The following is a 23,500-nucleotide window of genomic DNA, read 5'->3' on the forward strand; positions in this document are numbered from 1 at the left end:
CCCAGCACGATGCCGATCGCCAGCGCCGCGATGCCGATCATGCGCGCTTGCCGTTCCGTGACTCGCACAGGCGAAGATGTCTGCCGAGGACTTTTCTCACTGTGGCCCAATCTGTTTGGCGAACTTGGTATCCCGGATCGATCCGGCGGGAAGTGTCAGCCCGTCGGCGGCGTCCACGGTGACGACGACACCGTAGGAGACCTCGAGGAGCTTGAGGCGCTGCCGGCCCGAGCTCTGGTCGAAGACGTCCCGCATCGCGCGGGGCGGGCCCACCGCGAGAATCGTGTACGGGCTGCTGGTGGGGTTGTTGTCGACCAGGATCGCCCCGCCGGCTTGCCGGATGGTCACATTCGGCCCGATGCGGACGCCGCCGACCGAGATCGCCTCGGCCCCGCTCGCCCACAACGAGTTGACGACCAGCTGCAGGTCCCGGTCCAGGATGATCTGCCTGCTGCCGCTGACCCGCTGCTTGGAGACGTCGGAAAGGTTGGGGCCGGCACCTGGATCGGTCACGGTCACCTTCAAGCCGGGCCCGATGACGGGCCGGCTCGCCGCCGCCAGGCCGAGCGCATCGAGACGGGCCAATAGCCGCTGTCCTTCGGCGTCGTCGGCCAGCGCGCGCCGCTGCACGTCGTCGACTCGAGCGGACAGCTCGCTGCGCCGTTGGGCGAGTTTTGCCGCGGTGCTCTCCGTCGAACGCACGTTGCCCAGCAAGAGCTGCTGCGCGGAGCGCACACCGGGGGCGACCGAGCGCGCCTGCGCGACGGCGGCGGCGAAGACGGTGGCGATCAGCAGCGCCGCCAACGCCTGCCAGAGCCAGCCGAAGGCGCGTTCACGCCCGCCCTCGCGGGTCGAAGCACCGCGACGCTTCTCCGCGGCCGCGGCGTAGCCGGGATCGAGGTGCTCGGAAAGCAGGGCGCGCAGGAGCGAAGGCACCGGGATCAGCTTCGGCCGCGACGCCACGTGTGCGCTGCGGCCGGCGTTGGGGTCGTAGCCGCCCAGCAGGCGGTCAGGGTCAGCCACGATCGACCGCCTCGGGCAGGTGCGCGCCGTGTTTGAGCCGGGGCATTCGGCGGATGACCAGCGTCATCTGCACCACATACAGCGCGAACGCCCACAGATAGCCATACATGCCCCAGATCAGGAAGGCCCAGCCGCAGGCCCCGACCACCCGGCTCCACAGGGCATCCCACGTGCCGAGCAGGACCAGCGGAAAGCCCGACATCAACGCGAACGTGGCGGCCTTGCCGATGTAGGTCACCGGCAGCGCGGACAAGCCGCGGCTCCACAGCAGCGGCAGCGTCGCAGCCAGCAGCCCGTCGCGCGCCAGCAGGATGCCGACGAACCACCACGGCACGATCCCGCTCAGCGCCATCACGACGGGCACGCAGATCATGTAGAGGCGGTCGACCGCCGGATCCAGCAGGACGCCGAGCCGCGAGGACTGGTTGAGCAGTCGGGCGATCTTGCCGTCGGCCCAGTCCGACGCGCCGCTGAACATCAGGATCCCGACCGCCCAACCGTTGGCGTGGGCGAACAGCAGGGCGTAGACGAACACCCCGATGAGCACCAGGCGGATCGCGCTCAACGCGTTGGGCACCGTCAGCACCCGGTCGGATGGAAGCGCCGGCTCCATAAGCCGTGACCTTAACGCGGCCATATTGCGGTCCGTTAAACGGCTTAGCGGAAGACCCCGGGCAGGCTGAGCGTCGACAGCGTGTCGTCCGACAGCGGATTGTCGTTGACCATGTAAGTCCACGTCGAGGTGGGCCGGGCCAGCTTGGACAGATCCAGGCCCTGCTCCTCTTCGAGGACGTTGGCCGTCTCGAACGTCTGCTGCGCGGCCTCGATGGCGTCGGCGGCCAGCGACGCGAACGCATCGACCGCCAGCCGGTGGAACTCGTCCAACGGGTTCTGCCGGCCCAGCGCGCGCAGGTGGATGCTTTCGCGGATGTCCGCCAGGTACGCCAGGTGATCGGCCCACCCGCGGTCGAGGTGGTAGAGCATGATCTGCCGGCAGATCTTCTCCAGACGGTCTTCGGCGATGTCCTTGGACAGCGCCTTGTACCGCTTGGGCGCCAGTTCGGCGAGCTCCTCACGCGCGGTTGCGGTGCGCAGCAACGTGTTCCGGCGATCGACGATGATGGCGCGCTGCTGGGCGATCAGCTGGTTGTAGCGCCAGGTATTGGCGTGCACGTCCAGCATCCGGCCCTCGGCGACGCGCTGGGCGTGGTCGAGCAGCCCGGCCGCTTTGGGGCTGACGATCCGGCCGTCGTCGTCGGTTTCCATCGGCAGCTTGTTGTGGTCGAGGTTGGCCGCGACCACATCGTCTTCCCAGCTCGAGAAGAACACCGACGAGCCGGGGTCGCCCTGGCGGCCGGCGCGCCCGCGCAGCTGGTTGTCCAGCCGCTCGGTGTGATGCCGTCCGGTGCCCACCACGTGCAGGCCGCCGAGCTCGGCTACCCGGTCGTGGTCGGCCTCGTCGGACCCACCGAGCCGAATGTCGGTGCCGCGTCCGGCCATCTGCGTCGAGACGGTGACCACCCCGAACTTGCCGGCCTCGGCGATGACCTCCGCCTCCTCGGCGTCGTTCTTCGCGTTGAGCACCACCGCGGGCACACCGCGGCGCAACAGCCGCTCGTGCAGTTCCTCCGACTCGGCCACGTCGCGGGTCCCGACCAGCACCGGCTGCCCGGTCTCGTGCACCTCGACGATGTGCTCGACGATCCCGTCGTTCTTGGCGGCGGCGGTGATGTAGACGCGGTCGGACTCGTCCTCGCGAATGTTGGGCTCATTCGGCGGAATCGGTGACACGCCGAGCTTGTAGAACTGGCGCAGCTGCTCCCCGGCGGCCAGCGCGGTGCCCGTCATTCCGCACACCGTCTCGTAGCGGTTGATCAATGCCTGGACCGTGATCGTGTCGAGCACTTCCCCGGTTTCGGTGGTCTCGATCCCCTCCTTCGCCTCGACGGCCGCCTGCAGGCCGTCGGGCCAGCGCTGCAGTTGCGCGATGCGGCCGCGCGCGGCGTTGATCAGGTGCACCGCGTCGTCCCGGACGATGTAGTGCACGTCGCGCTGCAGCAGCACGTGCGCGTGCAGCGCGACGTTGACCTCGGTCAGGGTCGTGCCGACGTGCTCCTCGGAGTAGAGGTCGATGCCGCCGAGCGCCTTCTCCACCTTGCGCGCCCCGACGTCGGTCAGATGGACGTTGCGGCTGTCGGAGTCGGTGTCGTAATCCGTTTCCGGGGACAGTTCGCCGACCAGCTTGATGATCTCCAGCCGCGGGGTCTCCCGGTGTGTGGTGCCCGCCAGCACCAGCGGCACCAGGGCCTCGTCGACGAGCACCGAGTCGGCCTCGTCGATCAGGGCCACGTCGGGGTTCGGCGACACCAGGTCGTCGACGTCGACCACGAGCTGGTCGCGCAGCACGTCGAAACCGATCTCGTTGACCGAGGCGTAGGTGACGTCGCAGCCATAGGCGGCGCGACGCTCCTCGCTGGTCGACTCGGCGGTGATCCAGCCGACCGTCAGCCCCATCGCCTCGAGCAGGGGGCCCATCCACTCCGCGTCGCGGCGGGCGAGGTAGTCGTTGATCGTCACCACGTGCACGTGGCGCCCGGCGAGGGCGTAGCCGGCCGCCGCGATCGCCCCGGAGAGCGTCTTGCCCTCACCGGTGGCCATTTCGATGACGTCGCCGGCGAGCATTCGCAGCGCACCGAGCAGCTGCACGTCGAACGGGCGCAGCGTGGTCGCCCGTTCGGCCGCCTCCCTGGCGATCGCCAGGAATTGCGGGATGTCCTCAGACTCGGCGAGGTCGTCTAGCTTGAGCAGCTTGGCGGCCTTCCGCAGCTGCTCGTCGGTGAGCCCGGCGGCCTCCTCGTCGTATTCGGACGAGTCGGTGACCTGGGAAAGGGAGCGGTTGCGGTTCTTCTCGGTGCTGGCGCCGAGCAGTCGCCAAAATCGGCTGCTCAGGCGGCCGGGTTGCGCGCGGGTGGTCTTTGGCACAGGTCAACGGTACGCGAGCCGCCCGCCGGCGCGACCGTGCGTGTCTGCCCGGCGACACGCCGCAGACGGTGGCATTTTCAGCACCTTCGCGGCCCCGCCCGGCACGTCAAGCGAGGTTGGATCGGCGTGGGTAGGCGACGCCGGGGTCGGTGAGCACGTTGACCACCGACGGCAGGCCGCTGGCGAAGGCGCGTTCCAGCGCGGGCCGCAGCTCCGCCGGCGCGGAGACCAGCTCGCCGTGGCCGCCCAGGGCGCGCACCACCTCGTCGTAGCGGGTGCCCGGCCGCAGTTCCGCCACCACCGAATAGCCGTACAGCGCCTCCATCGGATGTTTCTCCAACGCCCAGATCCCGTTGTTGCCGACCACCGAGACCACGGGCACGTTGTGCCGGACCAGGGTGTCCCATTCCATGCCGCTGAACCCGAAGGCGCCGTCGCCCTGCAGCAGGACGACCTGACGGTCCGGCCGGGCCAGCTTGGCGGCCAGCGCGTAACCGGGGCCCGAGCCGAGGCAGCCGAAGGGGCCGCTGTCCAGCCAGCAGCCCGGCTGATAGCTGTCGATCACCCGGCCGGCGTAGGACCCGAAGTCGCCGGCGTCGATGACGACGATGGCGTCGCGGTCCAGCATCGGCGCCAGCTCCGCGTACACCCGCATGGGATGCAGCGGCACGCGCTCGTCGGCCAGATCGGCCTTTTCCTTTCCGCGCGCGGCGGTCTCGGCGGTGCGCAGTTCGTCGATCCAGTCGCGGTGGTCGGTCCCGCCCCCGGACGCGAGGGCCGCGAGTATGGACAACAGGTCGCCGTAGAGCTCGGCTTCGACCGGGCGCGGATGCCTGCGTTCGGGTTCGGCGCGGTCCACCACGATGAGCCGGGTCTGCGGCCCGAACACCCCGCCGAAGCCCAGCCGGAAATCCATCGGCACCCCGACGATCAGCGCAACATCGGCCTCGCCCAACGCTTTTCCTCGCACCCGAGAGAACGCCAACGGGTGATCGGCGGGCACCGCGCCGCGGGCCATCCCGTTCATCAGGACCGGGATCTGGAGTTCCTCGGCGAGGCGCAGCAGGGCGGCCTCCCCGTGCCCCCACCAGACGTTGGTGCCGGCCATGATGACCGGCCGCCGGGCCGCCGACAGCAGGCTCGCGGCGCGGCCCAGGGCGGCGCCGTCCAGGTCGTCCACGCCGGGACCCGGCGGCAGGTCGGTGAGGGCACCGGGACGCCCGTGATCCTCGGACATGGAAAACACGTGGTCCATGGGGAAGTCGACGAAGCCGACCCCCGAGGGTGCGCCGACCGCCGCCCGCAACGCCTCGTCGACGAGCCGGCCGGCGTCCTCGGCGGACTGCGCCGTCGCGGCGAAGCGGGCCAGCGGCGCCACGAACGGCACGTGGTCGATCTCCTGCAGCGAACCCATTCCCCACCGCCCGGCCGGTGCCCGGCCGCCCAGCACGACGAGCGGCGACTGGTTCTGCTGTGCGGCCGCCATCGCGCTCATCCCGTTGGTGACGCCCGGTCCCGCCGTGAGTGCGGCGACGCCGGGCACCCGCGTCACTTTCGACCATCCTTCGGCGGCGAAGGCCGCGGTCTGCTCGTGGCGGGTATCGATCAGCCGGATCCCCTCCTCGCGGCAGCCGTCGTAGACCGAGAACAGGTGGCCGCCGGACAACGTGAAGAGGGTGTCTACACCGCTGGCCCGCAGGCGCCGCGCGATGAGCCGGCCGGCGTGCAATGTTTGGGTGGGAATGGCGTCGGTGCTCATAACCGCAGCCTATCCAGATCCTTCGGGTACCTTCGCCGGAGGATTTGAAGTGCCAGCCGAGTCCACCAGCGCGACCGTGAGGAGACAGCGACCATGGGTCCAAAGCCGTTCAAGCCCTCGATCAACTGGTCGGCGGCGGCCGTGGATTCCCTGCGGTGGGTCGCCATCGCCTGGCTGATCAGCGCCGTCTGTCTGTTCGTCGCGTTGGTGCTGTTCAGATATCTCACCCCGTGGGGGCGGCAGTTCTGGCGGATCACGCGCGGGTACTTCGTCGGGGCGCGCAGCGTCGGCGTGTGGCTGATGCTCGGCGTGCTGTTGCTGTCGGTGCTGCTCTCGGTCCGGCTGACGGTGTTGCTCAGCTACCAGGGCAACGACCTGTACACGGCGGTGCAGAAGGCGGTCCAGGGCATAGCGGCCGACGACGACGCGGTCAAACAGTCCGGCATTCATGGCTTCTGGATGTCCATCGCGATCTTCAGCGTGCTGGCCACCCTGTACGTCATCCGGTTCATGATCGACATCTACCTGACCCAGCGGTTCATCATCGCCTGGCGCATATGGCTGACGTCGCATCTCACCGACGACTGGCTTGACGGCCGGGCCTATTACCGGGACCTGTTCATCGACAACACGATCGACAACCCCGACCAGCGCATCCAGCAGGACATCGACATCTTCACCGCGAACGCGGGCGGCACGCCGAACATCCCGTCCAACGGGACCGGCAGCACGTTGCTGTTCGGGGCCGTCAACGCGGTCGCCTCGGTGATCTCCTTCGCCGCGATTCTGTGGAACCTGTCGGGAAACCTCAACGTGTTCGGCGTCGACTTTCCGCGCGCGATGTTCTGGACGGTCCTGGTCTACGTGTTCATCGCCACGCTGGTCGCGGTGTGGCTGGGACATCCGCTGATCCGGCTGAGCTTCAACAACGAGAAACTGAACGCCGCGTTCCGCTATGCCTTGGTGCGACTGCGCGACGCCGCCGAGGCCGTGGGCTTCTACCGCGGTGAGCGCGTCGAGCGGACGCAACTGTGGCGGCGGTTCACGCCGATCATCGACAACTACCGCAAGTTCGTGCGCCGGACCATCATCTTCAACGGGTGGAACTGGTCGGTGTCCCAGGCGATCGTCCCGCTGCCTTGGGTGATTCAGGCGCCGCGGCTGTTCGCCGGGCAGATCGACTTCGGCGACGTCGGCCAGAGCGCGACCGCCTTTGGCAACATTCACGATTCACTGTCCTTCTTCCGCAACAACTACGACGCCTTCGCCGCCTTCCGGGCGGCCATCATCCGGTTGCACGGCCTGGTCGACGCCAACAGTCAGGGCCGCGCGCTGCCGACCATGCTGGTCAAGCCGAGCGAGGAGACGGCCGTCGAGCTGCGCGACGTCGAGGTGCGCACGCCGGGCGGCGACCGGCTGATCGATCCGCTGGATGTTCAACTGGCCGAAGGTGACTCGCTGGTGATCACCGGACGCTCCGGCGCGGGCAAGACCACGCTACTGCGCAGCCTGGCCGAGTTGTGGCCGTATGCGTCCGGGACCCTGTGCCGTCCCGACGGCGAGAACGCGACGATGTTCCTCTCGCAATTGCCCTACGTGCCGCTGGGCAGCTTGCGCACCGTCGTGTGCTATCCGAACTCGCCGGACGGAGTTTCCGATGACGAATTGCAGGAGGTGCTCACCAAAGTCGCGCTGGCCCCCCTGCTCGACCGGCTCGACGAGGAGCGCGATTGGGCCAAGGTGCTCTCCCCCGGCGAACAGCAGCGGGTCGCTTTCGCGCGGATCCTGCTGACCAAACCGAAGGCCGTCTTCCTGGACGAGGCCACCTCCGCGCTCGACGAGGGCCTGGAATTCGCGCTCTATCAATTGGTTCGGACCGAGCTCCCGGACTGCGTCGTGGTCAGCGTCAGTCATCGGCCCACCGTCGAGCAGCATCACGAACAACAGCTGCAATTGCTCGGCGGCGGCCCCTGGCGGTTGGGCCCCGTGGAGGAGAAGAAGGAGCCCGCGGGCGTCTAACGCCTTCGCGCTCCGGCGCGGTGTCTTACCGCTCCTGCGCGCTCCCGGCGCCGTGCGCCGCGTGCGCTCCGGCGCGGCGCCCGAAGAACGAGCCCTCCCCCAGTTGGGTGCCGCTCGCGTAGCCCTTGCCGTCCTGGGCGATGTTGGAGGCGCAGGCGCCGGCCGCATACAAGCCGGGCACGACGGTGCCGTCTTCGCGCAGCACCTCGCCGTCGACGGACGTGGCCAGACCACCGATCGTGAAACCGGCATACATCGCCTTGCCCAGTGACATGTCGAACGCGCCCCAGGGGCCTTGATCCTGCGCCGCAAGGAATTCGGGCTGCTTGTGAAAGTCGGGGTCCTCGCCGCGGGCGGCGTTGGCGTTGTAGCGGTCGAGCGTTGCCACCAGGTTGCCCTCCGGAATGCCAAGCGCCGCTTCCATTTCCGGGACGGTTTCCCAGCCGTCGATCAGCGGAACCAGCGGCATCTTCGGGTGCTCCAGGTGCGCCTCGTCGACGATGAGGAACGCCGCGCTGTCGGGCTGGTCCATGATGAACCCGGAAGTCCGCGAATGGTAGGAATCTTCGGCGACGAAACGCTGGCCGAGCTTGTTGACGATGATGCCGGTCAACAGGATCGACGGCGGGTAGGGCGGCGCCGTGATGAAGATCTGGTCCATGTGTTCGGTTGCGCCGCCTGCCGAAACGCCCAGCCGGATGCCGAGGCCGTCGTCGTAGGTATTGCCCAGCACGAACGGCTTCTCGGCCAGCTTCGGCGTGTACTTGGCAACCATCTCGGGGTTCATCACGAATCCCCCGGCGGCAATGATCACCGACTTTGCTTTGATCGCACCGGTTTCGGCGAAGTGCTTCCACATCACACCGCTGACGGAACCCGAACCGTCCAGGATGAGCTCGGTGGCTCCGGTCTCGTACCGGATCTGGACGCCCAAGCTGGCGGCGCGCTTCAGCAGCAGATCGATGACCATGCTGGCGCCCCCGGTGTCACCGGGCACCGGCACCTTGTGCCCGCGCGGCGCGGGCACGGCCTGCTCCAGGAAGGGCCACACCTTCTCGTTGCCGGTGAACATCAGGCCCTCGGTGTTGGGCTGGATGACAGCCTTGCCCGGGAAGTAGCTGCGCTCGAACTGAAAGCCCAAGTCTTCCAACCAATCGAAATGCTCGACGCTGCCCTCGCAGTAGGCCCGAATCTTCTCGTGGTCCGGCTGCCGGGACACGGCGACCAGGTACTTGTACATCTCCTCGGGCGAATCGGGGTGGCCGGTCGCCCGCTGGACCGCCGTGCCCCCACCGAGGTAAAAGTGGCCGCCCGCAAGCGAAGTCGTGCCGCCCGCCACGGCGGCGCGCTCGAGCACCAGCACTCGCGCCCCGGCGGCCGCGGCGCTGACGGCGGCGCAGCCGCCCGCGATTCCGAAGCCGACCACCACGACGTCAACGTCATCCGACCACGATGTGACGTCGTCCGCGTTGACCGTTGCCGGAATCTCGGTGCTCATTGGCGCTGCTCCTGTTTGATGTAGTCGTAAAACGCCCTCATTTCGGGCGCTATGTACGCGATCTCCACGAACGGGACTGCCGCCCGGGGCGCCGACACATAGGCGAACTGAATGCCGCCGGGCATCACGCCCTGCTGCACCACCGGGGCCCCGAACTCCACCGCCTCGGCCAATGTTGCGTCGAATTGCTGCGGGCTTTCGACCTCTATGCAGATGTGGTGCAGACCCGGCGCGGATTCGCGCAGAAAGTCACTATAGATGTTCTCCCCGCTGACCGGCTGAATCAGCTCCAGCTGCATGTCACCGAGATAGCTCAACGAGATGCTGGCGACGAAATCGGCCGGCTTGCCGAGGTAACTGCAGGTGTCCGGAGCAAAGTGCACCTCGGGTATCCGCACCCACTTGCGCACACCTAACAGGCCGGTGAGGGCGGTTTCGGTGGCATCCAGGTCGGTGGTAACCCAGGCGATCTGCGTCGGCGATTGAACGGGAAGGGTCATCGTCTCGCAGGATAGTCCAGTGCCTCGGCCGCCAGAAAGGGCCGCGAAAACTTTGCCGTCGCGGGCCGGCGCGCCGCTGTGAAAGCCGGGTGAACATGTTCTAATTCGCCCGGCCGACCCGTCAGTGCCGGGCCAGCACGTCCACCAGCAGCCCAAGCTGCGCGTCGAACACCGCCTCGGGGTCGGTCAGGGTGTCACTGCCGTATTGCCCGAACACCTCGAGGCTGATTGCTCCCAGCACCCCGGCCCACAGCAGAAAGCACTTGGCGACCACCTGGTCGTCGCCGGGAAAACCGAACTCGTGGCGAATCCGTTCGAAGTCCGACGACATCGGTTGTGGGGCAACGACATCCGTCAGCCTGATGTCCCCGGTGGCGATCCCGGATGCAACGGCGTCGAAGAAGGCCGCCACCACCCGGGTTCCCGCGACCACCGTGCGCTCTGGCGGGGCGTGGTAGCCGGGCACCGGACTGCCGTACAGCAGGGCCCATCGGGAGGGGTGCGCGACGGCCCATCGCCGGGTCGCGCGGGCGATCGCGATGACATCGTCGCTCCAGAGCTCGCCGACCGTCTCGCGTGCGCGGTCCACGGCGTCGGCCAGATCCGAGTAGGCGTCGACCAGCAGCAACGTCAGCAACTCGTCGCGGCTGGACACGTACCGGTACACGGCCGACGACACCATGCCGAGGTCGCGGGCGATCGCGCGCACGGACAATCCGGCCGCCCCACGATCCACCAGCTGCCGGCGACCCAGCTCGATGATGCGCGCCTCGGTCTGCTCCCGGGTGTCCTGGCGTTTGCCCACGCGGCCAGTCTGGCACAACCGAGATCACCGCTCTTGCTTTCCGGCCAGGACTGTGGCAGTGTCGCGGGCAAAGAGAGCAGTGCTCTCGTTAGATTGCGAGAGAGGACGCGACATGTCCACGCGATACGAAGAACCGAACGGGGCCGCACGCGCCGCCAACGCGGTGATCCGCTGGCTCGCCGAGATGGGTGTCAGCATCGCCGGGACGCGTGCGCTGCGCGTCCGCGGGCGCAAGAGCGGTAAACCGCGTGCGGTGGTCATCAACGTGCTGACGGTCGACGGCGTGGACTACCTGGTCTCACCCCGCGGCAACACCCAGTGGGCCCGCAACGTGCGGGCCGCGGGGGTCGTCGAGACGGGCCCCCGCTGGCGCCGGCGGCGCGCCCGAGTCAGCGAGGTCGCCGACGCGGCCAAACCGGAGCTGCTGCGACGCTACCTCGACCGCTGGTATTGGCAGGTGAAGGACTACGTCGCCGGGCTGACCCCGGACAGCACCGACGAGCAATTCCGCGCGGTCGCGCCCACCATCCCGGTGTTCGCCCTCGCGGCGGCCGACGCGACCCGCTGAAGGGCCTACCGAGCGCCCCGCGCCACCCCGAGATCCTCACGGACCTCTTCGGACGTCGCCCGCCACGACACCGCGGCCGGAAAATCACCCCACACGCTGTTGAAGATCCCCACGAGCAGCCCGGGACCGGCGCTGGAAGGCAGATACACCGGGCCGCCGGAGTCGCCGTTGTGGCTCTGCACGCCGTGCGACATGGTGAACCAGCCGTTGTTCACGCTCTCCACCGTCCCGCATGTTTCGCCGGTGCTCACGCCGAAATGGCAGATCGCCTGCCCGGGTGCCAGCGCCGCCGCCGGGTTCGAAATCAGTTGACGTCCGCCAGGCAGGACGTTGTTCGCCATCACGCCGTTGTCCAGCACGATCGCCTCATAGTCGGTGATCAACTGGTCGGTCGCCACCGTCGTCCCGCTGGGAGTGTTGTCCCGGAAGGCCGCCAGCCGGCCGATGACCGCTCCGCCGCGGTCGGTGACGACCCCCTCGCCACCCCGGCAGTGCCCCGCGGTGAAGGCGATCTTCATGCCGGGATCGACGTAGCCCAGCGTGCAGACGCGGTTGCCCTGGTGGATCTCCATGCCCGGATAGACCACAACGGGGTCCGCTTCGGCCGGCGCAAGCGGCAGCCACTGCGCGAGCGCGGCCGCGGTGACCGACGCGATGAATGCGCGCATTGCCAGGCGACGCACCATGTACTCCGATCCGTCGGGGCCAAATCTCGACCGATTTGAGATTACGGCGTGACTTTGCGTTACGCAGAAGTCTTCGCGCCGTCCGTCACCGGCGTTACGTCGATGTCGCCACCGCAACGGCCGCCTCGGCCTGCTCCGCGCCGCGCGGCGCCCAACCGGGCGGCCCGAAAACGTAGCCCAGGCGATCGCGAAGCCGAGTCGCCGTACGCCAGTCGCGGGCGATCGCGACGTATTCGCGGGTCTGCAGCTTCCAGATGTTGAACGTGTCGACCCGCTTGGTGAGGCCGTAGTGCGGCCGGAAGAGCTCGGCCTGGAAGCTGCCGAACAGCCGGTCCCAGATGATGAGGATTCCGCCGTAGTTCTTGTCGAGGTAGATCTGGTCCATCCCGTGGTGCACGCGGTGGTGCGACGGGGTGTTGAACACGAACTCGAACGGCCGCGGCAACTTGTCGATCCGCTCGGTGTGCACCCAGAACTGGTAGATGAGGCTGATCGAGAAGCTGAAGAACACCATCCAGGGCGGTATCCCCAGCAACGGCAGCGGAACCCACATCAGGATCTCGCCGCTGTTGTTCCACTTCTGGCGCAGGGCCGTCGCGAAGTTGAAGTATTCGCTGGAGTGATGGGCCTGGTGCGTCGCCCAGATCAACCGCACCCGGTGCGCGATCCGGTGGTAGGCGTAGTACAGCAGGTCGACGCCGACCAGCGCGATCACCCAGGTGTACCAACGGCCGACCGAGAGGTGCCAGGGCGCCACGTAGGCGTACAGGGCGGCGTAGCCGAACAGTGCCAGTGTCTTCCACGCGGCGGTGGTGCCCACCGAAACCAGACCCATCGAGATGCTGGCCATCGCGTCGCGGGTGAAGTACGCGCCGGACGCCGGCCGGGCGTCGCCGACGATGCTTTCCAGCTTGCGCGCCGCCGACCATTCCAGCGTCAACAGCAGCAAGAAGAAGGGAACGGCGAGCAGCACCGGGTCCCGCAGCTGCGGGGGCAGGGCGGTCACGAACTCTGAAAGCGCACTCACAGGCATAAGACTACGACGATTGGCCGCACCGCCGGGTCGCCTTGGTCCGGCATGCGGCCCACACTGTGGTGACGGGATCGACCGACGTGAGGTGTCGAGCGTTGAGCGCTGTGGTGGTGATCGGCTCGGGGTTCGCCGGGTTGTGGGCGGCGCTCGGGGCCGCCCGCCGGCTCGACGAGCTCGCCATTCCGGCGGGCACGGTCGACATCACGGTGCTGGCCGCCCGGCCGTTCCACGACATCCGGGTGCGCAACTACGAGGCCGACCTGACCCCGTGCCGCATCCCGCTCGCCGACCTGCTCGACCCCGTCGGGGTGGCACACGTCGCCACCGAGGTGACCGCCATCGACACCGACGCCCGCACCGTCGCCACGGCGGGCGGTGCGACGTACGCCTACGACCGGCTGGTGCTGGCGTCGGGCAGCCGTGTGGCCAAACCGGCCCTACCGGGCGTGCGGGAGTTCGCCTTCGACGTGGACACCTACGACGGAGCGCTGGCGCTGCGGGACCACCTCCGCCGGCTGGCCGACGATTCGCCGACGCCCGCGGCCGGCACCGTGGTCGTGGTCGGGGCGGGGCTGACCGGGATAGAAGTGTCCTGCGAGCTGCCGGACAGGTTGCGGCGGCTGTTCGCCGCGACCGGCATTGCTCCCCGGGTGGTGTTGCTGGATCGCAGCCGGAACTTTTCCGACATGGGCGCCTCGGCGCGCCCGGTGATCGAAGAGGCCCTATCGGCCAACGGCGTCGAAGCCCGGGCGGGAGTGGGTGTTGCCGCGATCGACGAGGGCGGTGTGTCGCTCACCTCCGGCGAGCGCCTCGCGGCGGCCACCGTGGTGTGGTGTGCCGGCATGCGGGCCAGCCCGCTGACCGAGCAACTGCCGGTGGCGCGCGACGGCCTGGGTCGGGTGCCCGTCGATGACTGCCTGCGGGTCATCGGTGTGCCCGCGGTCTTCGCCGCGGGCGATGTCGCCGCCGCCCGCATGGACGACGACCACCTGTCGGTCATGTCGTGTCAACACGGCCGCCCCATGGGCCGCTATGCCGGGTACAACGTCATCAGCGACCTGTTCGGAGAGCCGCTCCTGCCACTCCGAATCCCTTGGTATGTCACGGTTCTCGACCTCGGGCCGGCCGGCGCGGTCTACACCGAGGGGTGGGACCGGGTGGTCGTGTCGAGCGGCGCGCGGGCCAAGGAGACGAAGCGGACGATCAACGCCCGGCGGATCTACCCGCCGCTGAGCGGCGACCGCGCCGACCTACTGGCGGCCGCCGCGCCGGAGCTGCAGCCCCGTCCTTAGCGGTCGGACTGCGCTTCGTCGCCGGCGTACCACTGCACCGCACGGACTCCCGGCTGTAGGGAGAGTTCCGCGACCAACCGCTCCAGCCGGGACGGGGCGTCCCCGTCCATGAGGAGGTGAGCGGTCAAGGTGACCTCGTCGTCGCCGGCGTGCGCGGTATGGATGCCGCGCAGCGTGATGTCGTTGCCGCTCGCGTGCTGCACGATCTGGGCGCGCGCGTATTTCTCGTGTTTCGGGCGGGCGACCACCTGCACCAGATATGGCCGCAGGCTTTCGTCTTCGTCGCCGGTGTTGTCGCGGTCGATCAGCCGGCCAAGCGGGCGCCCGAAGACGTGGATGGCGATGACGGTCCCCGTACCGATCAACGCGAAGACCAGGTGCCCGGAGGCCGCCAGGACGCCGATGGCCGCGGAGCACCACAGGGTGGCGGCGGTGTTGAGGCCGCGGACGTTCACCCCTTCGCGCAGGATCACGCCACCGCCGAGGAACCCGATGCCGGACACCACGTAAGACGCGACCCGGGTGGGGCTGGTGTCCGTGGTGGCGGCGGCGTACAGCACGAACAACGTCGCGCCGCCGGCCACCAGCGCGTTGGTGCGCAGGCCGGCCCGGCGCGCCCGCCATTGCCGCTCAAGGCCGATCAGGGCGCCGCAGCCCACTCCGACGGCGAGCCGGAGCGCGAAGTCGGCGACGCTCAGCGTCTCCATCGGCACTCCTTCCCCTCATGACCATCCGACGCAGCCGCAGCTAATCAGGCCCAGGTGAACAGCGGGTGGACCCCAACCGAACCGGATGCGATACGGCAATGCGCGCGAAACCTGTGGGGCGCCTTGCCGTTGCGCCGCGGTCAGGACGGGCGCCGCGCTATCGCGCGCTGAGCTTCTGAGGGCAATAGTATTTCGCGGCGATCGCCAGGAACGACGTCGCGTGATCGGCGGTGAGTCCGGGGTTCTGCGCCTGCAATTCGCTCACCATTTGGGGCCCGTACTCGCCGCTGTTCATCGACTCGCACACGGCCCTGGCGAACTGGACGGCCGCGTCGGGCGTCTTGTAGGTGATGCCAGCGCTCCGCAGCGAAGCGAGGAAGCTCGACTCGTCGACGGCACCGGTGTCCGGATCAGCGTAGGCCGGCGCGGCGAGCCCGATCCCAGCCCAGACGCCGAGCAGAGCCACCAGCAGCCTCATAGCCGAGGATTGTCTCACGACGGCCGGTCGAGCGCAGCGCGGAATCACGGCTGAATCGCCTTATCGTTCAGCTCAACTCGGCCGGAGCGGGTCAAGCTTTGCTGAGGTGGTGCGGGCAGTAGTACTTCGCGGAAATCATCGCGAAGTTGGAAGCCATCTCCATGTCCATCCCCGGGTTGTGCATCTTGACGTCGTGGACCAGCTCCAGGCCCGACTCGCCGTTGTTCAAGCACGAGCACACCGCCCGGCCCGCCCCGACGGCTGCGTCCGGGCTGGCGAAGGTGAAGCCGGCTTGATGCAGGGCTGAGAGGAACGCGCCGTCGTCACCGTCCGGCACTGGCGGCGGATCCGCGTATGCCGGTGCGGCCAGTCCGATTACGAGGAAAGCGCCCAGTGGCGCCAGCAGCCGTTTCATTACCTACCTTCTTTCATGGCGGCGGCAAGAGGATCGGAGGCGTTGCCTGCCAGACCGTTTGACAGACCACACCTGGATTCTGAATGGCCTTGCCCCTCAACCCAACTGGGCATCGGCGGGCAGGACCTTGGACTTGTCTCCCTTCTTCAGGTGCACCGCGTGGATGCCGGGCTTCTTCGCCAGCTGCTCGAGCAGGGCGTCGAGCCCCTCCGGGTCGACATTGTGGTGCTGGACGGTTTCGGGTTTTTCCGATATCTGCGCGACCAGACGCTTGAGTTGTTCCGGCGATTGTTTGTCTTTGAGGTCCTTGATCGGTTTCATCCGGTTGCGCACGCTGGCGCCCACCACGGTCGGTCCGCCTGCGCCGAGGGCGCTGCCCAGCATTCCCGCCATCCCCATCGAACTGAACAGGCCGCCCTCGCCCAGGGCGGCCGCGGGCACGGCCTCGGGTCCGGCGGCCGACAACGCGGCGGCGACCGTCCTGATGGCTGGTGTGGCCGAGGCCCAGCTGGGCGGCACGGTCAACTGCCCAACCAAAGTGCCGCGCGCAAAGCCCGCCGCCGGGCTGATCGCGTCGTACAGCGTCCCCCGGCCGAAGCCCAGCACCCCCAGGCCGGCCCCCAGGGCATCCTTCGGCAACGCCCCATACGCGATAGGTGGGGCGAATTTGAGCCATTGCGACAGGGGAAAGTTGATCAGCAACCCAACGTCGTTGAACTGTGTGGTCAGCCCGAGCGGCACCTTGACCGCGTTGTACATGGCGGTGATCAGCGGGGTGCCGGCGGGAGTCGTGCCGAAGCCTTTCAAGAACGTGGTGATCGCGGTGTTGTATTGGGTGGCCAGCTGCGAGAGCCATGCCAGGATCGGGTTGCCCGGGCCCGCGGTGAGCGAGGTGGCCGCCGAGTTGATGGTGGACGCCACGCTGCCCGCCGACGTGCCCGCGGATTGGCTCATCGCGGCCGCTTGCGTCGTGGTGCCCGCGCCGGTGGTGGTCTGCGGCGGCTCGGCGAACGGGGTCAATCGGGTGGCCGCCTCCGACGAACTGGCGTAGGTGTCCATGGCCACGGCGTCTTGGGCCCACATTTCGCCGTACTGTGTCTCGGTGGCGGCGATCGCCGCCGTGTTCTGCCCGAGCAGGTTGGTCGCCATCAGCTGCGCCAAGAGCGCGCGGTTTTCCGCGATCACCGGAGGCGGCACGTGGGCGGCGAACGCCGTCTCGTAGGCCGCCGCCGCCGCGGACGCTTGGCTCGCGGCTTCCTGGGCCTGGGCGGCGGTCTGCTGCATCCAGGCGACGTACGGGTACGCCGCGGACGCCATCGCGACCGATGACGGGCCCACCCACGGCCCAGTAGTCAGGCTGGAGATCACCCCGGAATAGGCGGTGGCGGTGGACTGCAGTTCGGTGGCCAGGTTCTCCCAGGCCGTCGCGGCGGCCACCAGTGAACCCACTCCCGGCCCGGTGTACATCCGGCCCGAGTTGAACTCCGGCGGAAAGGCTCCGTAAAACATTGCTGTCCCCTTACTCAGGCGCTTGGGTCGACGGTGCTGGGCTGCTGTGCGTGGCGGTCATCGCGGTCACTCCTCGATGTAAGGGATCACGATGATGGTGGCCGCGGCGGGATCGGCCTCGGCGACCGCGCCGCCCAGTGCGCCGGCCGCCGCGGCGGTGCCTCCGACGGAGTGGGTCGCGCTGGCGGCAATCGCGCGTCCCGCCAAGCCGGACAGGGCCATCTGGCTGAAGACGCCCTCTTCGCCGGCCAGCGCGGCGGGCGCGGCGGCCAGGTTGGTAGGCAGCACCTGGGCGATCGTTCGAATCGCCGGAGCCGCTTGCGTCCAGCCCTGTGGTACCGACATGCTCCCGATCACGCGCGCCTCCCCCATGGATCCGGACACGGGCCCAACGGCGGAGCTGAGCATCGGCTTCACCGCACTCGAGCCACTGGTCAGCGGGGCGAGAGCGCCAGTGATTGCCTTCGGGCCGGACAAGTAGGCGGCGGCGCTCTGGCCGTTCTGACCCCACGCGTACGCCTGACCGAAGGACAGGAACGGACCGCCCGGGACGCTGCTCCACGACTGAGGGGAATACGGGCCCGTCAGCACCGACCAGATGTTGTTCCAGTAGTCCAGGTTTTGTCCGATTCCGGTGGTGAGGCCGGTCCCGGTCGTGCCGGCGTTCGGAGCCGCGTTGCCGGCATTGACCGCGGTCTGCATCGTCGTGCTCAGCTGGGACAGCTGCGCGGCGGTGTTGCCGCTCGACTGTGCACTCGACTGGGTGACGGCTGCCGCCTGCATCGGCCCGGCCGACTCGTTGGTGGTCTGGGGCGGCTCGGCGAACGGTGTCAGCTGCGACGCGGTCGCCGACGATGCCGCGTAGCCGTACATAGCGGCGGCGTCCTGTGCCCACATCTCCATGTACTGCGCTTCGGTGGCGGCGATCGCCGGCGTGTTCTGGCCGAGGATGTTGGTCGCGATCAGGGCCGCCAGCAGGGCGCGATTGGCCGCGATAACCGGTGGTGGGACGGTGGCCGCGAACGCGGCCTCGTAGGCGCCCGCGGCCAGCTTGGCCTGGGCGCCGGCCGCCTCGGCCTGAGCACCGGTGGCGTTGATCCACGCCACGTATGGCGCCGCGGCGGACGCCATCGCCATCGACGAAGGGCCCGTCCAGGGCCCGGTCGCCAACGTTTCGATGGTCGCGTTGTACGACGCGCCCGCGGCCTGCAACTCTGCGGCCAATTCGTCCCAGGCCGCCGCGGCGGCCAGCAGCGGGCCCGAGCCCGCACCGACATACATCCGCCCCGAGTTGATCTCCGGCGGAAGCGCCCCGAAATCCAGCATCTACTACCTCCGGTCCCGCAAGTGGCCGCCATGGTAGGCGCGGCCTTGCTGCCTCGGCCGCATCCGCGCCGCGGTTCTAAGGAAACACATGAAATCGGCTACAGAAGACATGGGCTTATTTCGCATGCTGCAGACAACGGACCATTCTCTTCCTTAGCTGATATCCCCGACAAGATTGACGTCCGACTCAAGTCAAACACCGCTCAATCAATATACGATCATCGTGAGCGAAAAGTATTCGGCCCGCGTTCCCGCCGCGTTTACGGAATGTAAAAAGTGAATGTCATCGCACTGCCGACTGGTGTGAGGATTGTCCGCAGACAGCTATCTACCAAATTCAACTATTGCCTGCTTAAGCGTCTCATAGCGACGCAGAGCAACGGTTCACACAGAACTGGTAAACCGCGATACCCCCCGAAAGCGTTAATCAGCCGAATCGCACTTCGGCCGATCTCGCTGCATTATTTGAATTTGTTGCAATAGCTGTGAGCCGCAACCTCCTCAAGCCATATTAAAAACAACAAAATGCCCGCATGCGGGGCGATGCCGCGAATGGCGGCGGCTTAACGCTCGCACCATGGCTCGCGTGTCGGCCCGAACTAATTACCTCGGTCTCAGACGCAATTACGCCCAGCTCGAACCGACGGCGCTGTCGGTGCTGGCCATGTTGTTGCCGGCGCTCTGCACCTTCTGCCCGTGCGCGTTGGCCTGCTCGTAGATCACCTGGAAGTTGCGACCCAACTGGGTGATGAACTCCTGGCAGGCCACCGAACCGGCACCGCCCCAGAAGTCACCCGCAGCAAGCACATCGCGAACGATGGCCTGGTGCTCAGCCTCCAGACACGCCGCCTGAGCGCGAATCGTGGCGCCGTGCGCGTCTACGTCGCCGAACTGATAATTAATTGCCATTGCGTACCCCTACCGTTCATCAACACGAAGGGTAAAACGGGTATGCTGTCGCGCCGCTGATTAGCTGCTGACAGTTTCCTGGGAGCTGGTTTCTCCTGGTCATGGTCGTTTTCGCGCCCGCTTGCCACCCCGGATTCGACGGTGGCGAGGTTGCCGACGACGCGTAGTTCTCGACCACGATCCGTCACCGCCGAAGCCGGCCCACGTACCGGCTTCCGCGCGCGGCGCATCGACTCGCTGGCCGCTTGCCGCAACGGTTTCCCCGTCAGACCGCGGCATGACGCTCACAAGGAACGCGTATGGCGGGCGGTCTCGTACTGGCGGCCGCTCGTGCCGGCCGCGGGGATCCAGATTCCCGGCATCCCGCGCAGAAGCGCCCGAACCGAACTAAGTCGACTTGTTCTCGGCGACTGCGGCGCTGAGACCCTCGGCGAGATCCTCCTGGGTCAGTTCTTTGAACCGCAGCAGTTGACGCTCGCTGAACTCGGTGACCTCGCTGGCCAACACCGCGTCGAGGTCCTCGTCGTCCAGGCGGAAACTGCGGTGATCGCGGGCCTTCTCCACCACGTTGCGCACAAATCCGGCATTACCGAGGGTGTCGATGCCGCGGATCAGGTCGCCGTCTTCGGAGTAACTCTCGTCGAGATAAAACCGGGTGTAGGACGGCAGTAGGGAATGGGCGGCTTCCTCGGTGATAACGTCCTCGTTCTCCTGGCCCATCAACCGGGTCAACGCGACAAGCTCGTCCGGCGTGTAGCTGAAGAACTCGATCACGGTCGAAAACCGCCGGCGCAGACCCTGATTCACGTCGAGCATCTTCTCCATCGCCTTCGCATAACCCGCACCGAAGACGACGAGTTCGTCGCGATGGTTCTCCATGTACAGCAGCAACGTGTTGATGATCGCGTTGCCGTAGGGGTCGCCCTGCTGGTACCCCTTCTCGTGCAGCGTGTGCATCTCGTCGAAGAACACCGCCCCGCCCAGGGCTTCCTCGAGCATCTCCTCGGTGTTCTTCTCCGCGTCGGCCATGTAGCGACCCAACAGCTTGGTCCGGCTGGTTTCCACCACCACCGGCTTGCGCAGCACCGTCAAGCCGCACAGCTGCTTGGCAAAGGCTCGCGCCACCGACGTCTTACCGGTTCCGGGCGGACCCAACAAGAGGGTGTGGCGCGACGTCACCGGCACGGGGAGGCCCATCTTGGCGCGCGCCAGGTTCACCTTCGTCGTCGACTTGATGAGCTTGATCTCCCGCTTGGCCCGTTCCATCCCCAGCATCGCGTTGAGCTCCGCGTCACCTTCGGCGAGGTACTTCGCGGCCTCCTCCGCGTGGCGAGCGGCCTCCGTCTCGGCGCGGGTGGGTGCGCTATCCGGATCCCATGGATTCGTCCGCGCCTCAATGGTTTCCGGGTCCGTCAGGACCAGCCGGTAGTTCGGGTTGTCCAGCGCTTCCCGGGCCGGGGTGAACTTCGGATCCCGCGAATACACCCGGCGCAACAGTTCGACGGCCTCGTCTTCGCGGCCCAGGTGCCGCAGGCACATGCCCTGGGTGTACAGGGCGATGTTGGCCGCGCCCGGCACCCGGTCACCCTCGACGGCGTCCTGGCCGCGCCGCAATGCTTCCTCGAAGACGCCGAGTGACGCCAGCGCCGTCGTCGCCATCGCGGCGCCGGCGGCCTTGAGCTCCGGCTGTCGCCAGACCTTGCCCTCGGGGAACTGGTTGAGCACATCCGGCCAGCGTCCGGTGCGGAAATACAACACGCCCCGCACGTAGTCGACCAGCTCCTGCTCGAAGGGCTGGCGCGGTTCCACCCCGTCGAGTAGTTCCGACGCCTCCTCGTAGCGTTTGGCCTCGGCCAGGACGGCCGCATAGGCACACGCCAACGACTCGGCGCTGGTGACGGCCAGCTGGAGGAACAGCCCGTCGGAAACCTGGGGACGGAACTCCAGGTCGGTGACCCCGAGCCTGCGCGTCTCCCATCCGAACGTCCGGATCGACGCCCACGCGCCGGAGAGCACCTCGATGCTGCGCTCCCCCGCCAGCAACCGCGCCAGCCAGGCGTCGCACATGCCGGGGTCCAGGTTGCTGGCCGTGGTGAACATCTGCGACGCGACCTGAGGATTGTGACTGGGTTGCAGCCCGTTGACCGATATCCCCGATGCCAACAGGCCGGCGACCATCGCGTTGCGGGCGCCCTCAGCGGTCGATTGCGGGCGCGTCATTGCGCCACAGGCACGCCCGCCGGGCTCTCTCGCAACTGGCCGACCGACAGCGTGAGCTCGTCGTCGTCACGCACGGCACGGCTCGGCACGACGAGCGTGGCGTGTGTTGCGGGGGCGGGCAAGCTGGCGCGGACCGCGGCCAACTGGCGTCCGGTGAGGCGGTTGAGGCCGGCGGAGATGTCCCGGGGCAGCCGCTTCTCGCTGTGGTAGCGCACCCAGGCCGACACCTGCGGCCGGCCCGCGGGGGCGGTGAGCCGGACCGTCAGCACCGTGGCGACGGTGTCCGCCTCCCACAGCTCGTCGAGGGTGTCGGTGGTGAGGTCGGCGGGCGTCACCCAGAAGCTGGTGGTGAAGCCGTTGAAGTGCTTGAGGTGGCGCCAGCCGGGCCGGCTCCAGGTCGGCTCCAGATCCGCCAGCACCGCGCGGTCCACCTCGGTGATCTCCTCGGCGGTCAAAGGCTTTGCAGCGCAATTGATTCCGTCGAGGTCCTGCGCCAGCCGCTCGGTGGCCGCCACCAAGGTCGAAGCCAGCGAATCGCGGACCGCCACGGCGGCGATGTTGCGCTGCGGGTTCATCCGCAACACCAGCCAGGTGCGGCGAACGTACGAGGTGGGCTGCCCGTTGGCCACCTCCCACTCCTCGGGGCCCCAGTCGTCGAGCTTCGACAACTCGGCGGCGTTGCCGCCGCGGCGCACCTTGACCGACACGATGTCGATGTTATCGAGGTGAATGTCGAACTGCCGCAAGCCATCAGCCACAGCCTGCACCAGCAGGGTAGGCGACGAGTTCCGGTGCCGGTGGCGCGACGACGGGTCGTCGTCACCACCGTTCACCGCGATGACCGACACCAGCTGGCCCTCGTACTCGCGCACGCCGACCTTGTCGCGCCCGAACTTGCGCTGGTAGTCGAGCACCGGCGTGCAGCCGGCGCCCAGAGCCGTCCCCGGGTCGGCGGACCAGTCCCATAGCCAGGTGGCCAACGCCGAGGTCACCGTGACGCCGTGATAGGTGACCAGGGAGAGCAGCGCGACCAGCACCGCGAGGCCGACACCCACCCAGAACGCGATGCGATAGGTGCCCTGCCAGGACTCCGGGCAGTGGCTGCCCACCACCAAGATGGCGACGTCGACAAGGAACACCGCGGTGACCCGTGGCCACGTCAACGACAACCCGAGTTTGCGCTGAGCTTTCATGACTGTTACTGCTCCGCCCTTATTGCTGCTTCCGCGATCGCTTCATCAGCATCGCCGTACCAAACACGCCCCCACCGATCAGCAGCGCCGCGAGCAAGCCTCCGCCGGCCACCCAAACTGGCACCATATCCCGGTGCGGAGCGGGCCTCGGAATGTTCAGCGGCGCTGAAAGTTGCTGCGGGGGCTTCAACGGTCCTTCGGGTACGTCCCACGTCAGGGCCGCCACCGGATCGACGATGCCGTGGCCGATCTGGTTGTCCACGCCACGCGCCGGTGCGCGGGCGGTGCGAGTCAACCGGTTGATGACCTGGTATGCCGACAGCTGCGGGAACTTGGCGCGGACGAGCGCGGCGATGCCGGACACGATCGCGGCCGAGAAGCTGGTGCCGGAGGGAACCAGCAACGTGTTGTCCGGTCCGTCGATCGCGTTGATGACGCCGTCGTCACGCGGGGACAGACCGACGACGTCGGTGCCCGGCGCGGCGATGCCCACCCACGGGCCGGCCACGCTCGTCGATCCCTGACCCTGACCCCCGGTCTGCGGCCGGCCGTCTTCGTCGACCGCCCCCACCGTCAGG

21 protein-coding genes are annotated in these 23,500 nt (G+C 67.9%); 3 read left to right on the forward strand and 18 right to left on the reverse strand.

Features of this window, described 5'->3' with window-relative positions:
- Positions 1-96: 96 nt before the first annotated feature.
- The 4 genes from A9X05_RS13040 to A9X05_RS13055 all read right to left on the reverse strand — a co-directional run bounded on the left by A9X05_RS13040 (position 97) and on the right by A9X05_RS13055 (position 5,764).
- The gene (locus tag A9X05_RS13040) at positions 97-1,023 is read right to left on the reverse strand and encodes a DUF881 domain-containing protein (RefSeq protein ID WP_067757126.1); all 927 of its coding nucleotides are present in this window, start codon (positions 1,021-1,023) and stop codon (positions 97-99) included.
- Positions 1,016-1,636 (reverse strand): CDP-alcohol phosphatidyltransferase family protein, encoded by a 621-nt coding sequence (locus tag A9X05_RS13045; RefSeq protein ID WP_067757130.1) that lies wholly within the window; start codon positions 1,634-1,636, stop codon positions 1,016-1,018. Before A9X05_RS13045 ends, A9X05_RS13040 begins: the two co-directional genes overlap by 8 nt.
- Positions 1,637-1,680: 44 nt before the next feature.
- Complete coding sequence (gene secA2 / locus A9X05_RS13050; RefSeq protein ID WP_067757133.1) at positions 1,681-4,005, reverse strand: accessory Sec system translocase SecA2; 2,325 nt, start codon at positions 4,003-4,005, stop codon at positions 1,681-1,683.
- A 106-nt stretch (positions 4,006-4,111) separates the two neighbouring features.
- Entirely contained in the window at positions 4,112-5,764 is a 1,653-nt protein-coding gene (locus tag A9X05_RS13055) for an acetolactate synthase (RefSeq protein WP_067781841.1), read from the reverse strand.
- Positions 5,765-5,857: 93 nt separating this feature from the next.
- Between A9X05_RS13055 and A9X05_RS13060 the strand changes: the two genes are divergently transcribed.
- Positions 5,858-7,783, forward strand: coding sequence for an ABC transporter ATP-binding protein/permease (locus A9X05_RS13060; RefSeq protein ID WP_067757139.1), 1,926 nt, complete (start codon positions 5,858-5,860; stop codon positions 7,781-7,783).
- Between the two features lie 25 nt (positions 7,784-7,808).
- Here A9X05_RS13060 and A9X05_RS13065 read toward each other — a convergent pair whose 3' ends face one another.
- The 3 genes from A9X05_RS13065 to A9X05_RS13075 all read right to left on the reverse strand — a co-directional run bounded on the left by A9X05_RS13065 (position 7,809) and on the right by A9X05_RS13075 (position 10,586).
- Complete coding sequence (locus A9X05_RS13065) at positions 7,809-9,281, reverse strand: FAD-binding protein (protein ID WP_067757142.1); 1,473 nt, start codon at positions 9,279-9,281, stop codon at positions 7,809-7,811.
- The gene (locus A9X05_RS13070) at positions 9,278-9,781 is read right to left on the reverse strand and encodes a VOC family protein (RefSeq protein WP_067757145.1); all 504 of its coding nucleotides are present in this window, start codon (positions 9,779-9,781) and stop codon (positions 9,278-9,280) included. Before A9X05_RS13070 ends, A9X05_RS13065 begins: the two co-directional genes overlap by 4 nt.
- A 121-nt stretch (positions 9,782-9,902) precedes the next feature.
- Positions 9,903-10,586, reverse strand: coding sequence for a TetR/AcrR family transcriptional regulator (locus A9X05_RS13075; protein ID WP_197499050.1), 684 nt, complete (start codon positions 10,584-10,586; stop codon positions 9,903-9,905).
- Between the two features lie 112 nt (positions 10,587-10,698).
- On the opposite strand from A9X05_RS13075, the gene A9X05_RS13080 reads away from it, so the two are divergent.
- On the forward strand, positions 10,699-11,154 hold the full coding sequence (locus tag A9X05_RS13080) for a nitroreductase/quinone reductase family protein (RefSeq protein ID WP_067757151.1): 456 nt from the start codon (positions 10,699-10,701) through the stop codon (positions 11,152-11,154).
- Between the two features lie 5 nt (positions 11,155-11,159).
- Here the strand turns inward: A9X05_RS13080 and A9X05_RS13085 are convergent, their stop codons facing one another.
- Positions 11,160-11,840, reverse strand: a complete 681-nt coding sequence (locus A9X05_RS13085; protein WP_067757154.1) for a hypothetical protein — start codon at positions 11,838-11,840, stop codon at positions 11,160-11,162.
- 94 nt (positions 11,841-11,934) lie between these two features.
- The gene (locus A9X05_RS13090; protein ID WP_067757157.1) at positions 11,935-12,867 is read right to left on the reverse strand and encodes a sterol desaturase family protein; all 933 of its coding nucleotides are present in this window, start codon (positions 12,865-12,867) and stop codon (positions 11,935-11,937) included.
- A 101-nt stretch (positions 12,868-12,968) separates the two neighbouring features.
- Between A9X05_RS13090 and A9X05_RS13095 the strand changes: the two genes are divergently transcribed.
- Complete coding sequence (locus A9X05_RS13095; protein WP_067757160.1) at positions 12,969-14,165, forward strand: NAD(P)/FAD-dependent oxidoreductase; 1,197 nt, start codon at positions 12,969-12,971, stop codon at positions 14,163-14,165.
- Here A9X05_RS13095 and A9X05_RS13100 read toward each other — a convergent pair.
- From A9X05_RS13100 to A9X05_RS13140, 9 genes are all read right to left on the reverse strand, one after another.
- Complete coding sequence (locus A9X05_RS13100; protein WP_067757163.1) at positions 14,162-14,872, reverse strand: MgtC/SapB family protein; 711 nt, start codon at positions 14,870-14,872, stop codon at positions 14,162-14,164. The genes A9X05_RS13095 and A9X05_RS13100 overlap by 4 nt on opposite strands.
- 157 nt (positions 14,873-15,029) lie before the next feature.
- Complete coding sequence (locus A9X05_RS13105) at positions 15,030-15,350, reverse strand: DUF732 domain-containing protein (RefSeq protein ID WP_067757165.1); 321 nt, start codon at positions 15,348-15,350, stop codon at positions 15,030-15,032.
- Positions 15,351-15,441: 91 nt separating this feature from the next.
- The gene (locus A9X05_RS13110) at positions 15,442-15,765 is read right to left on the reverse strand and encodes a DUF732 domain-containing protein (protein ID WP_067757168.1); all 324 of its coding nucleotides are present in this window, start codon (positions 15,763-15,765) and stop codon (positions 15,442-15,444) included.
- A 96-nt stretch (positions 15,766-15,861) separates the two neighbouring features.
- The gene (locus A9X05_RS13115) at positions 15,862-17,274 is read right to left on the reverse strand and encodes a PPE family protein (RefSeq protein ID WP_067757172.1); all 1,413 of its coding nucleotides are present in this window, start codon (positions 17,272-17,274) and stop codon (positions 15,862-15,864) included.
- A 66-nt stretch (positions 17,275-17,340) separates the two neighbouring features.
- The gene (locus A9X05_RS13120) at positions 17,341-18,600 is read right to left on the reverse strand and encodes a PPE family protein (protein WP_067757175.1); all 1,260 of its coding nucleotides are present in this window, start codon (positions 18,598-18,600) and stop codon (positions 17,341-17,343) included.
- A 624-nt stretch (positions 18,601-19,224) separates the two neighbouring features.
- Positions 19,225-19,509 (reverse strand): WXG100 family type VII secretion target, encoded by a 285-nt coding sequence (locus A9X05_RS13125; protein ID WP_067757178.1) that lies wholly within the window; start codon positions 19,507-19,509, stop codon positions 19,225-19,227.
- Positions 19,510-19,896: 387 nt separating this feature from the next.
- The gene (gene eccA / locus A9X05_RS13130) at positions 19,897-21,729 is read right to left on the reverse strand and encodes a type VII secretion AAA-ATPase EccA (protein WP_067757181.1); all 1,833 of its coding nucleotides are present in this window, start codon (positions 21,727-21,729) and stop codon (positions 19,897-19,899) included.
- The gene (eccE, locus tag A9X05_RS13135) at positions 21,726-22,922 is read right to left on the reverse strand and encodes a type VII secretion protein EccE (protein ID WP_067781843.1); all 1,197 of its coding nucleotides are present in this window, start codon (positions 22,920-22,922) and stop codon (positions 21,726-21,728) included. Before eccE ends, eccA begins: the two co-directional genes overlap by 4 nt.
- A 19-nt stretch (positions 22,923-22,941) precedes the next feature.
- On the reverse strand, positions 22,942-23,500 hold a 559-nt coding region (locus A9X05_RS13140), incomplete at its 5' end, for a S8 family serine peptidase (RefSeq protein ID WP_156736685.1).

Source organism: Mycobacterium sp. E3298, from assembly GCF_001666895.1.
Classification (GTDB): domain Bacteria; phylum Actinomycetota; class Actinomycetes; order Mycobacteriales; family Mycobacteriaceae; genus Mycobacterium.